10 protein-coding genes and 1 pseudogene are annotated in these 12,150 nt (G+C 61.6%); 6 read left to right on the top strand and 5 right to left on the bottom strand.

Going from position 1 to position 12,150, the window contains the following annotated elements; translation table 11 throughout:
* Positions 1–328 (top strand): annotated as a pseudogene (locus NCS02_RS17595) (aminotransferase); the annotation flags it as partial.
* On the opposite strand, the gene msrA reads toward NCS02_RS17595, so the two are convergent.
* From msrA to msrB, 3 genes are read right to left on the bottom strand one after another with little or no spacing between them, the layout of a single operon-like run.
* Positions 292–987, bottom strand: coding sequence for a peptide-methionine (S)-S-oxide reductase MsrA (gene msrA / locus NCS02_RS17590; protein WP_250503000.1), 696 nt, complete (start codon positions 985–987; stop codon positions 292–294). The pseudogene NCS02_RS17595 and the gene msrA overlap by 37 nt on opposite strands.
* A 41-nt stretch (positions 988–1,028) precedes the next feature.
* On the bottom strand, positions 1,029–2,849 hold the full coding sequence (locus NCS02_RS17585; protein ID WP_250502997.1) for a cytochrome c biogenesis protein DipZ: 1,821 nt from the start codon (positions 2,847–2,849) through the stop codon (positions 1,029–1,031).
* Positions 2,850–2,892: 43 nt separating this feature from the next.
* Positions 2,893–3,396, bottom strand: a complete 504-nt coding sequence (gene msrB / locus NCS02_RS17580; protein ID WP_250502996.1) for a peptide-methionine (R)-S-oxide reductase MsrB — start codon at positions 3,394–3,396, stop codon at positions 2,893–2,895.
* A gap of 183 nt (positions 3,397–3,579) precedes the next feature.
* Here msrB and NCS02_RS17575 point away from each other — a divergent pair, with 183 nt between their 5' ends.
* The 3 genes from NCS02_RS17575 (at position 3,580) to NCS02_RS17565 (ending at position 7,206) form a co-directional block, all read left to right on the top strand.
* Positions 3,580–4,311, top strand: coding sequence for a response regulator transcription factor (locus NCS02_RS17575; RefSeq protein ID WP_250502995.1), 732 nt, complete (start codon positions 3,580–3,582; stop codon positions 4,309–4,311).
* Entirely contained in the window at positions 4,308–5,837 is a 1,530-nt protein-coding gene (locus tag NCS02_RS17570; protein ID WP_250435852.1) for a sensor histidine kinase, read from the top strand. The genes NCS02_RS17575 and NCS02_RS17570 overlap by 4 nt, the downstream gene beginning before the upstream one ends.
* 973 nt (positions 5,838–6,810) lie before the next feature.
* Positions 6,811–7,206, top strand: coding sequence for a hypothetical protein (locus NCS02_RS17565; protein ID WP_250502994.1), 396 nt, complete (start codon positions 6,811–6,813; stop codon positions 7,204–7,206).
* Between the two features lie 7 nt (positions 7,207–7,213).
* On the opposite strand, the gene NCS02_RS17560 is transcribed toward NCS02_RS17565, so the two are convergent.
* Positions 7,214–8,125, bottom strand: a complete 912-nt coding sequence (locus NCS02_RS17560; protein WP_250502993.1) for a LysR substrate-binding domain-containing protein — start codon at positions 8,123–8,125, stop codon at positions 7,214–7,216.
* A gap of 120 nt (positions 8,126–8,245) precedes the next feature.
* Here NCS02_RS17560 and NCS02_RS17555 point away from each other — a divergent pair, with 120 nt between their 5' ends.
* Positions 8,246–9,559 (top strand): MFS transporter, encoded by a 1,314-nt coding sequence (locus tag NCS02_RS17555; protein WP_250502992.1) that lies wholly within the window; start codon positions 8,246–8,248, stop codon positions 9,557–9,559.
* A gap of 77 nt (positions 9,560–9,636) precedes the next feature.
* Here the strand turns inward: NCS02_RS17555 and NCS02_RS17550 are convergent, their stop codons facing one another.
* Positions 9,637–10,329: a GntR family transcriptional regulator gene (locus NCS02_RS17550; protein ID WP_008353303.1), complete on the bottom strand. Its 693-nt coding sequence runs from the start codon at positions 10,327–10,329 to the stop codon at positions 9,637–9,639.
* A gap of 221 nt (positions 10,330–10,550) precedes the next feature.
* On the opposite strand from NCS02_RS17550, the gene NCS02_RS17545 reads away from it, so the two are divergent.
* Entirely contained in the window at positions 10,551–12,095 is a 1,545-nt protein-coding gene (locus tag NCS02_RS17545; protein ID WP_175979359.1) for a Rieske 2Fe-2S domain-containing protein, read from the top strand.
* The last annotated feature ends 55 nt before the right edge of the window (positions 12,096–12,150 follow it).

Here is a 12,150-nt window from a genome sequence, read left to right as displayed (position 1 = left end):
CCACACTGATGCGCTTATCGAACGCAATGTTTCGATCATCCGCGCGAATCTGGGCGTGCTAGACGCCTTCTTCGCGCGCCATGCGGATCGTTTCGAGTGGCATCGTCCGCGCGCGGGCACGATCGGTTTCTTGCGGTTGAAGCGCGAAAGCGCCGAGCGGTTCTGCGCAGAACTGCTCGAACGCACGGGCGTGCTGCTCTTGCCCTCGACGCTGGTCGATCACGGCGACGAGCATGTGCGCCTCGGTTTCGGCAGGCGCAACATGCCCGATGTGCTCGCGATCGTCGATGCCTATTTGGATGCGACCGTCACGAGCACCGCGTCCTGACGATAGGCGTCCGGATACATCTGCTTCAGGTTCGCCACTTTCGGCAGATCGTTGATCGCGATATAAGGGCTTTCCGGATGCTCCGTCAGATAGTTCTGGTGATAGCCTTCGGCCGGATAGAAGCCCTTGTAGTCTTCGATCTTCGTGACGATCCTGCCGCCATACACATGCGCATTGTCGAGCTGCGCGATATACGCATTGGCGATTTCGCGCTGCGCTGCGTTCGTCGGGAATACGGCCGAGCGATATTGCGTGCCGTGATCGGGGCCTTGATAGTTCAGTTGCGTCGGATTGTGCGCGACCGAAAAGAAGATCTGCAGCAGCTTGCCGTACGACACCTGCGCCGGGTCATACGTGATCCGCACCGATTCCGCATGACCGGTATCGCCTTCGCTCACGCGATCGTATTGCGCCGTGCCGGCCGCGCCGCCCGCATAGCCCGACAGCGCTTCCTTCACGCCGCGAACGTGCTGAAACACGCCTTGCACGCCCCAGAAGCAGCCGCCCGCGAATACGGCCGTTTCCGTATGCACGGCCGTCGCGCTTTCGTCATGCACGGGCGGCGGAATCTTCACGGCTTCCTCGCTCGAATGCGCGACGCGCTGCAGTGCGAACGCGCCCGCGAACAATACGGCCACGCTGACGGCCTTGAATGTCATGCTGTTGGTCCTGAACATGTCTGCTCCTCAAGAAGTCGCATTCAACCGAACGTGAAGGCATACGCTTCGACGCCGGGGTCGAGAAATTCGATGGTGAACGTGCGGTCGGCGACGGGGCCCGCCTGCCGCACCAACTGATAGAGGCGCTGTTCGGTCACGGTGCCGCTTCCGTCCGCCTGAATGTCGCTGCCATGCGATGCGCCCGGCGCCGCGCCATCGATGCTCACGCGAAAGCGCACCGGCTTGCCATCTTTCGACGGCCCGAGCACGAGATGCAGATCGCGCGCATGAAAGCGATACACGATGCGCCCCGTCGCGCCTTCGAGCGTCGCGTGCTCGGCGCCGACCTTCCACGCGCCCGCGAGTCCCCAGTCGTTGACGTCGAGGGCGTTGGGCGCGGCATAGTCGTGAATGCGATCCTGCGTTTCGCCGCCCGGCGACATGAACTGCTGCGCGCGTTCGTAACCGATATACGTTTCAGGCGAACGCATGTCCGCGTTGTCGGCCTGCATCATCGCGCCCTGACCGATGTCGTTATCGTCATGCTTCGCGCTCGTCGCCATGGCAGGCGCGGCGCCGTGACCCGCTTCGGCAAGCAGTTGCTGAATCACCTGCTCGGAGTGCGCATAATCGCCTTCGCCGAAGTGGTGATAGCGGATATCGCCCTTGGCGTCGATGAAATAATGCGCCGGCCAGTACTGATTATTCAACGCGCGCCAGATCGCGAAGTTGTTGTCGATCGCAACGGGATAATCGATACCGAGATCGTGAACCGCCTTCTTCACGTTATCGACGTTGCGCTCGAATGCGAACTCCGGTGCATGCACGCCGATCACGACAAGCCCCTGATCGCGATACTTCTGCGCCCACGTCTTCACATACGGCAACGTGCGCAGGCAGTTGATGCACGAGTACGTCCATACATCGACGAGCACGACCTTGCCACGCAACGCTTCCTTTGTAAGCGGCGGCGAGTTGAGCCATTGCACCGCGCCATCGAGCGAAGGCAGCGTGCCTTCCACGGGCAGCGGCGCGGGGTTCGGCGACTTCGGCGGCTCGGTGCTCGCGCGCATCATCGCGGGTCCGTTGTTATCGACGTTCGCCGTGTTCGCGGACATCATCATCGCGCCCTGGTTCTTGTTCGAGAGCTTGTCGACGAGCTGTTGTTCGATGCCCGAGGTCGCGACCGTCGATACACGAGCGAGCACGCCGGTGTCCAGCCCGAGCCCGATCGCGACAACGCCGAGCAGCATCGCCCCGCCGATGCCGCGCCGCACCCATTCGCCTGCGCCGAGCGAGCGCTTCATCGCGGCGAACACGCGTCCGCCGATCAGCAAGGCAACCGCGAGCGAGGTCGCCGCGCCCGCTGCATACGCGAGCAGGAGCAGAGTCGTGCCGACGCTCGCGCCGTTGAGCGCCGCGCCCGTCAACACGAGTCCGAGAATCGGGCCTGCGCAGGGCGCCCACAGAAGACCGGTCGCGATGCCGAGCATGAACGATCCGCCGAAGCTCGGCTTGCCGTCGCCGCGTTGCGCGAATGCGGTGAGACGATTGCCCGCGCTCACGAGCGGATGCATCACGCGCTCGGCGAGACTCGGCAACAGCAGTGTGAGGCCGAACACTGCGAGCAGGACGATGGCCGCCCAGCGACCGTATTGATTGGCCTGCGTGACCCAGCCGCCACCGACGGCCGCGAGCGTCGCGACGACGGCGAAGGTCAGGCCCATGCCCGCGAGCAACGGCAAGCCGCTTTTCACGAACGGCTGATCCGCGCGCGAGAACACGAAGGGAAGCACCGGCAGGATGCACGGACTGAGAATCGTCAGCGCGCCGCCGAGATAGGCAAGAACGATGAGCAGCATGATGGTATCGGGTGGTCGAGGTTGATCGGAGTGCTGGCGCGATTCAGGCTGCGCCGGGCGCGAAGTTCATCGCGACGCCGTTCATGCAGTAGCGCAGGCCCGTCGGCTTCGGACCGTCGTCGAAGACGTGGCCCAGATGACCGCCGCAGCGCCGGCAATGCACTTCGGTACGCACGACGCCGAACGAGCCGTCGATGCGCGTCGCGACCGCATGATCGAGCGGCGCCCAGAAACTGGGCCAGCCGGTATGACTGTCGAACTTGGTGCGCGAGGAGAACACCGCCAGCCTGCAACCCGCGCAACTGAACGTGCCCGCGCGATGCTCGTCGTTGAGCGGGCTCGTATAAGGGCGTTCGGTGCCTTCGCGGCGTAATACGTCGAATTGCACCGGATCGAGTAGACGATGCCATTCATCGTCGCTATGGACGATTTCGAAGCTTTCCTGCGTCTTCGGATCGGCCGCGAGCGCGCGAAAGCGTCCGCCCAGTGCGAACGCTGCGGCGGCGGCCGCGGTGCCTGTGAGGAGAAAGCGGCGGCGGGTTTGCATGATGCGTGCCTCGGGTTCGAGTGGTGTACCGGCATCGTATTCGCGCGCGCATCCCCGAGTCCTCACCGAAAGTTGAATTAAATGTGATACTTGGCCGCGCGCTTTTCTGCACAATGGCACAGACGCCCGTCCATTGTTCTGCGGATTGGGCGCGCGTGTTTTTCTCTGCCGATAACATTCCTCATGGATCATCCGAAACGCATTCTGATTGTCGAAGACGACATGCATATCGCCGATGTGCTGAGTCTCAACCTGCGCGACGAACGCTACGAAGTCGTGCATAGCGCCGATGGCGCCGAAGGGCTGCGCCTGCTCGAACAGGGCGGATGGGATGCGCTGATTCTGGATCTGATGCTGCCCGGCGTCGACGGCCTCGAAATCTGCCGGCGTGCGCGCGCGATGACACGCTATACGCCGATCATCATCACGAGCGCGCGTTCGAGCGAGGTGCATCGCATTCTCGGCCTCGAACTCGGCGCGGACGATTATCTTGCGAAGCCGTTCTCGGTGCTCGAACTCGTCGCGCGCGTGAAGGCGCTGCTGCGCCGCGTCGATGCGGTCGCGAAGGACTCGCGGCTGGAGACGGGGCGCATCGAAGTGGCGGGCATCGCGATCGATCCGCTCGCGCGCGAAGCATGGGTGGATGACGCGCGCATCGAACTCACGCCGCGCGAGTTCGATCTGCTTTATCACTTCGCGCGTCATCCGGGCAAGGTGTTCTCGCGCATGGACCTGCTCAATGCAGTGTGGGGTTATCGGCATGAAGGTTATGAGCACACGGTCAATACGCATATCAATCGTTTGCGCGCGAAAGTAGAGAAAGATGCCGCCGATCCGAAGCGCATTCTCACGGTATGGGGCCACGGCTATAAGCTCGCGGCGCAATCGCCTGACGGCAAGGATGGCGCGTCGTGAAGCTCACCTTGTCGCAACGGCTCTTCGCGGTGTTCTGCGTGCTGTTGCTCGCGTGCTGCGGCGCATCGGCGTGGCTGCAGATTCGCGCGAGCGATCTGCGCGAGAAGGAAGTCATTCAGAGTCTTTCGCGCGGGCTTGCGGCGCATATCGCGCGTGACGGCGCGCTCGCCGATGCCAACGACATCGATGCGCCCGCCGTGCGCCGGCTCTTCAGTCAGTTGATGGTGGTGAACCCGAGCGTCGAAGTCTATCTGCTCGATAACACGGGGCGCGTGCGTGCCGACGATGCGCCGCCCGGACATCTCAAGCGCGATCATGTCGATCTCGCGCCGGTGCGGCAGTTCCTCGACGGCGCCGTTTTGCCGATTCTCGGTGACGATCCGCGCAGCGAGGGCAAGCGCAAAGTCTTCAGCGCAGCGCCGCTCGCCGCGCCCGGCAAGCCGCCGTTCGGCTATGTCTATGTCGTGCTGCTCGGCGAGGAGCACGATGCGCTGGCTGCGAAGGCATCGGCGAGCGCGGTGTTGCGCACCACGCTCGCGTCGATGGGCCTCGTCACATTGCTCGGGCTCGTCGCGGGCCTGGTTGCATTCGGGCTCGTTACGCGGCCGCTGCGCCGCCTCACCGAAGCAATGCGCAAGTTCGACGCGCGTGGCGCGCCAGCAGAACCGCCGGCGCTCGCGCGCATCGACACGCCCGATGCGCGGGCGAACGAACGCGACGAGATCGTCGTGCTCGAAAGCGCGTTCGCGCAGATGGCGGAACGCATCGGCGAGCAGTGGCGCGCGCTGGGTCAGCAGGATCGCGAGCGTCGCGAGATGGTCGCGAACATCTCGCACGATTTGCGCACGCCGCTGTCATCGCTGCATGGTTATCTCGAGACGCTGTCGCTCAAGTCCGACACGCTGCCGGATACCGATCGGCGTCGTTATCTGTCGATCGCGCTTGCACAGAGCGCGAAGGTGGGTCATCTCGCGCAGTCATTGTTCGAACTGGCGAAACTCGAACACGGCATGGTCGCGCCCGAAGCCGAGGCGTTCTCTCTCGCCGATCTGGTGCAGGACGTATTCGAAAAGTTCGAACTGCCCGCGCAATCGCGGGGCGTGCGCCTGAATGCCCAGATCGCGCCACGCTTGCCGAACGTAACGGCGGATCTCGGCATGATCGAGCGCGTGTTCACGAATCTGCTCGATAACGCGATCCGTCATACGCCTGCGCAAGGCGTCGTCGACGTGACACTTGCACTTGCGCGCGAACAATCTGACAGAGTGGAAGTCACGATCAGCGATACGGGTACGGGCATTCCGCCGGAAATGCGCAAGGCGCTTTTCATGCGTCCGTTCGCTTCGGGCGGCGCGCATCGCGGCGGGCTAGGGCTGCTCATCGTACAACGCATGCTGCAATTGCACGGCAGCCAGATTCGCCTGATCGATTCGAAAGACACGGGCACCACGTTTCACTTCGATCTGCCCGTCGCCATTACGCAGACCGGCAATGGCGCGCCGCAAGTGCGCGGAGGGCGCGGTTAAAAAGAAGCCCGGCATTTCTGCCGGGCTGAATGGGATGGTCGTCGCCTGCGCCTGATCGCGCTGTTGGATTGCGCGTGCGGCGTTGCCCGGCCTGACCATCCGCGTGGACGTTTTCGTGAAAACCGATACGAAGCAAATTGCAAGGGGCACTATCTTGCCCGCGTTTGATGACGTTTTAGTCTCTCAGACTTAAACCAATCTTAAGAAGTGTGCCGCGTGTGAAGTGCGCGTCGAGCGGCGCAGGTGAAACGGCGCGTAATCTGCGTGGCGTCTTTGCTTAAGCAAGTTATATGGTTTCTTTAGAGGTTCCTCTTCATTGCATTGCGAATTGATCGGCCGATATGGCCGCAGGCGACGATGGAAAAAAATGCCGAACGACAGCCGCGCGCAAGCGCGGAACGTTCTTTCATGTGGAATCTTTCCTTGGTTTCCTGCAATATGTTTGCTAGCATGTAATCGAGTCGCAGCCGCCGCGCATGGTTGCTGGTCAAAAGTTACGGCGCTGTGGCGTGGCAATCAATAAGACCCGCCGAGGTCAATATTAAGCGAAAGCGCACACAAGTCGCGCCGAGTCGCTCGTGTCAGAAGGTTCCCGCGAGTCCACTGCTGCATCATGCAGCGGTGCGGATTCGTGCGCAATGCTATATGTGCATTGTGAAAGGTCTAATAAGCATAGACGTTTATCGCATTTCGTGTTCTTCGCTATATGAGTTCTTTCTTTCAGCGTGGGAAATAGAAACATGCGAATTATTAAAACGTGCTCAACTGAATCTTCATAGACAGGTTTCTTAGACCTGGCCGCATTGCATGACGCTTTCGGCGATGCGCGCAAGGCGATTTGGCGCAATGGCGAGCGTTGCGCATATCTTCTGGCGTTGCAGGTGATTTTCCAGGCAACCGCATGCCGTCTTCGAAATCCGAATGACGGTGGAATGTCACACTCATACGATCCGCGCACCTTGCGGGAGGAAACGTGGAAACGGAACTCAGTCAACGGCTTGCGAAAGTGTTATGGCGGTGTGCATCGCACGGACAAGTGCTGACTTATCAGCGCTTTCATGCGCTATGCGACAAGGGGCTGCCACTGCCGCAGCGTTATGCCGCGCTCGAATCCGCAATCAAGGCACTCGGGGATGTGCACGACATCGATTACGGCGTGCTCATGGCGCTCGACAGCGGCTTGCCCGGCGCCGAGTTTTTCCAGCGCTACCTGCGTCATCGTCACGGTGAATACGTGATGCAGATGGGTGACCCGAAATATCATCGACAGACGCTTGCACGCAAGCGCACGCTCGTCGCGCGCGAACGCGATCGCGTGTATGCACACGCCCGGATGGTCGAGGAGGAGCGGGCGAGACAGGCGGCATGATTTCGCCTCACGCTTCGACTTCTTTCGCGTCATCAAGGCCAGCCTTCGCCAGCACCCAGTCACAGAAACATTTCACTTTTTCGACATCACGTTCGTTGGCGCGATAAGAGAGAAAGTGCGTCTCCCTTGCGAGCGGCGCGAACACACCCGCGCCCAACTCGATCAGATCGCCGCGCGCAAGCTCGCGCTCGGCGAGGCGCGTCGTTTCCAGCGCGACGCCCATGCCATCCACCGCCGCGGATATCGCGAGCGCCGCACGGTCGAACGAAGGCCGCGGCCCGCGTGGCATGTCGAGCCCATTGAGCTCGAACCAGCCGGGCCACGTCACACGGCTGAGTTGCGAGTCGATCAGCGTCATCCTCGCAATGTGCTCCGGCGCTGGCACGCCTTCCTGCAACAAGGACGGAGAACACATCGGGATGATGCGCTCCGTGCCCAGTGCGCGCGAGACGACACCGGCACGTTCGTGTGCGAAGCCATATGAAATGGCAACGTCGACTTCGCGCGCGCGTGCGAGATCGGCGGGCTCAGCGTCCGACGACAGACGTATCGTCACGTTCGGATGGGCCTGCATGAATTCGGGCAGACGCGGCCCGAGCCATTTCACGGCGAAGCTCGGCGCGCAATGAACGGCGAGCACTTGCGCGAGCGGATCGAGCGTGACTTCGGCGCATGCGGCTTCGATGACATCGAACACGCGTCCGAGACTTTCATGCAGGCGACGGCCTTCGGACGTCGTCTCCACGCGCCGGTTGCGCCGATGAAAGAGCGGCCTGCCGAAATACTGCTCGAGTTCCTTGACCTGATGACTGATCGCCGATTGCGTGAGATGAAGCTCGCTTGCGGCAAGCGTGAAGCTTTCCAGACGCGCGGCTGCTTCGAATGCGCGCAGGAGTACGAAGTTCGGAATGCGCCTCATGGAAACACCTTATGCATGAGAGCCTGTCATGGATGGATGAACAGGCATCGTTTGTCTTTCTGGTTTGAGGTGACGAACATGTGAGCGATCCAGACGCATGACATAACCAGGAGACAAAGCATGAGTTCCCACAGTCCGGTTGCGTATCTGACAGGCGATGAATCGTCGACGTATGCGAAGGTGACATGGCGTCTGCTGCCATTTCTCTTCGTGTGCTATCTGTGCGCGTATCTCGATCGCATCAACGTGAGCTTCGCGAAGTTGCAGATGCTCAACGATCTGCATTTCAGCGACGCCGTCTACGGTGCGGGCGCGGGCGTGTTTTTCGTCGGCTATCTGCTGTTCGAGGTGCCGAGCAATCTCATTCTGTTGCGCGTGGGCGCACGTCGCTGGATCGCGCGCATCATGGTGACGTGGGGCGTGATCTCTGCCGGCATGATGTTCGTCACGACGCCGACGAGCTTCTACATCATGCGCTTCATGCTCGGCGTGGCCGAAGCAGGCTTCATTCCGGCGATCCTGCTGTATCTCACGTACTGGTTTCCCGCTTCGCGCCGAAGCAAAGTAACCGCGCTCTTCATGACGGGCATTCCTATGTCCGGCGTCGTTGGCGGGCCGCTGTCCGGCTGGATCATGACGCATATGGGCGGCGCGCACGGCATCGCGGGATGGCAATGGCTCTTCCTGCTCGAAGGCCTTCCGACGGCCGTTCTGGGCGTGGTCGCGTACTTCTATCTCGACGACAAGGTCGTCGATGCGAAGTGGCTCAACGACTCGCAAAAAGCAATGCTCGAAGCCAATCTGCGCGACGAAGAGCCGGCGCATGCGCTGCATTCGGTAAAGGATGGATTGTTGCATCCGAAAGTACTGCTGCTGTCCGTGACGTACTTTTTCTTCACGATGGGGCTCTACGGCGTGAGCTTCTGGCTGCCGACGCTCGTCAAGGCGAGCGGCGTGACCGATCCGCTCGATATCGGCCTGCTCTCGGCGATTCCCTATGCAGCGGGCGCCATTGCGATGCTCGCGGTCGGCCATAGCTCGGACAAGCGTGGCGAGCGACGCTGGCATCTTGCGGGCGCGGGTTTCGTCGGCGCGCTCGGCCTTTTTATGAGCGTGATGTACGCGCACTCCACGTTCTTCGGCATGATCGGTCTCACGCTCGCGACGATGGGCGTAGTCACGACCATCTCGCAGTTCTGGGTTCTGCCGCCCGCGATTCTCAGCGGCGGCGCTGCAGCCGCGGGCCTTGCGCTTGCGAATTCCGTGGGCAGCATCTCGGGCGTCGTGAGTCCCTGGCTCATCGGCGTGATCCAGACGCAGTCGGGTTCGACGGGCAGCGGCGTGCTCGGTCTCGCGGCGAGTTGCGTGATCGGCAGCCTGCTCGTGTTCGCGGTGCCCGCCGCGCTCGTGAACAGCCGCCGTCGCAGCGACTGACTCGCGCACGCCAAGCGAAACGGCCCCTTGAAACAGGGGCTTTCGCCGTCGATGCAACTCGCAACCCGTGCGTGAGATCACGTTGCTTCCGATTCCCGTTCGCGTTGCTCGCTCAGCACGACGCCGAGCCGTTCGACGAGGTTTCTTCGCGCGTTGGCGGTATGCAGATCGGTAAGTTCGGCGGCACGGTGGCCGTTGCCTTCCGCGATGGCCGCCGCGATGGCAGCATGTTCGTCCCAGATCGATTTGCGTTGTCCCGATGCCTGCAGCACGGCGCCCATCACGCGGCGCAGATGAACCCAGTGCGTCTGCGCGGTCTCGGCGATCAACGGATTGCCCGATGCCACGTAGATCGCGTTATGAAAGGCCATGTCGGCATCGATCATCGCCTTGACATCGTCGCTCTTCGACGCGCGCCTGCCATTGGTGATGATCGCCTTGTCGATCTTCGCGCCGCGTTCGGCGGCGAGACGCGCAGCGAGCGAATCCAGCGCGCCGCGAATCTCATAGAGATGACTGATCCATGCGGGGTCGAGCGGCGTGACGAGGAGACCGCGTCCGGGCGCATCGACGACAAGACCGTCTTTCTTCAGCAGACGCAGCGCCTGCAGGACGGGTGAGCGCGAAACCGCAAGCTGTTCGGCGATCTCTTCCTGCGTGATGCGCGTGCCGGGCGCGAGCGAACCCGAACTGATGGCGTCGAGCAGAACTTTGTAGACCTCGTCGACATAGTCGGTGCGGGCCTGGAGCTTGAGAAGTTTGGCGGGCATGATTCGAGCGTAAGTTCTGGATACAGAATACGGCAAGGGTACAGCGGGCCGGCCTTACGCGTCAACGCAACGTTATCGCGTTCCTGTTTTCATTCACGTTTACCCATAGAGACAACGCCGATCCACATCGCTAATCTCTGTATACAGAGTTCGGAGTTCGGAAGCCGGAATTCAGGTCTCAGGCATCGATCGATTCAACCCCACTCGAAACAGGATTTCCCATGACCATCAAATCGGACAAGCTGGAAGGGCATCAGAGCAGCGGCGGCGCGGCCGCGACAGTCAAGAAGCTCGTGCCCTACGGCGGTTACTACGTGAACAAGGTGCCGGGCCACGATCCGGAACTGACGGAGACGGGCCCCGGGACGCCGATGGGTGAATACATGCGCGCCTTCTGGCATCCGGTCTGCATGTCGATGGAGCTGACCGACACGCCGCGCTTTCTGAAGATCCTCAACGAAGAACTGGTGGCATTCCGCGACGGCAGCGGGCGTGTGGGTCTGCTGCACGCGCATTGCGCGCATCGCGGCGCATCGCTCGAATACGGCGCGATTCAAGAGCGCGGCATCATGTGCTGTTATCACGGCATGGTGTTCGACGTGGACGGCGCGTGCCTGCATGTGCCGTTTCCGAAGGGCGAAGAGAAAGAGGCCGAAAAGTACGCGTGTTCCATTCGGCAGGGTGCGTATAAGGCAGTCGAGCGTCACGGTCTCGTGTTCGCTTACATGGGGCCGCCGGAAAACGAGCCGCCGTTTCCGGAGTGGGAAGGCGACTACACCGTGATGCCCGGCGACGAACTCGTGCCCTACAGCAACTTCCAGCATTGCAACTGGTTGCAGGTTCAGGACAACGCCGCCGATAACTTTCATCCGACGGCATTGCATGCCGCGAAGAACGTGGTGAAAGGACAGTTCCAGGGCACGACGTTCGACGAAGTCGGCGCAGCGTCGATGGAAGTCGCGCCCGACATGCATTTTCAGCCGGTCCAACAAGGCCGCAGTCTCGCGTGTGCGGGCGCGCGCCGCGTGAACAAGGACCGCTTGTTCGTGCGCGTGCAGCATCAAGTGCTGCCAAATCTGAGCCTGCATGCCTATACATCGGAAGATGGTTCGAAGAAGAAGCTCTTCAGCCGCTTTCATATCATCCGATGGACGGTTCCGGTCGACGACCAAAACAGCAAGATGATCGGCTGGCGCGTCATGGGCCCCGGCATCGATACGCGCGGTATCGGCAAGAAGGAACTGGTGGGCTATGAGTCGATCGACTTCCTCGACGGCCAGGTCGCGATGCGTCGTCCCGAGCGCTTCGCCGAATACACGATCGAGGACATCGTGCCGATTCCGCCCAATCATCGTGAGCGTGCGAACTACAAGCAGGCGCAATACGCGCCCGGCGACTACGAAGCCATCATCAGCCAACGGCCAATCGCGGTGCATGCGCTCGAGAATCCGACCAAGTTCGACGCGGGCCTGTTCCTGTTCCGCAAGATGCTGCGCGACGCGTTGCGCGGTTCGAATCCGGCCGCGTCGGCGCAAAACTTCGCGGAATGGTTTCGTGAGAACGCGGGCGCGCCGAATAGCTTCTGCTCGGGCAATGTGTTCGAGATCCCCGAAGGCGAAACCGTCGAAGAAGAAGTCATGCGCCGTCGCAAGGTGACGAAGCAGATCGTTGCGATCCTTGCGGAAAGCGAAAAGCTGAAGGGTGATGCACGTACCGCATTCGTACGCGAACGCTTCGAGGAACTCGAACTCGCGATGAAGCAATAAGCCGGCCGACGCGAGGGCGCACGGCGCTCTCGCGATGCGGGATCATCGATTCGAG

Source organism: Caballeronia sp. NCF2 (genome assembly GCF_023631205.1).
Classification (GTDB): Bacteria; Pseudomonadota; Gammaproteobacteria; order Burkholderiales; family Burkholderiaceae; genus Caballeronia; species Caballeronia zhejiangensis.
This window is presented reverse-complemented; position numbering and strand designations above follow the sequence as displayed.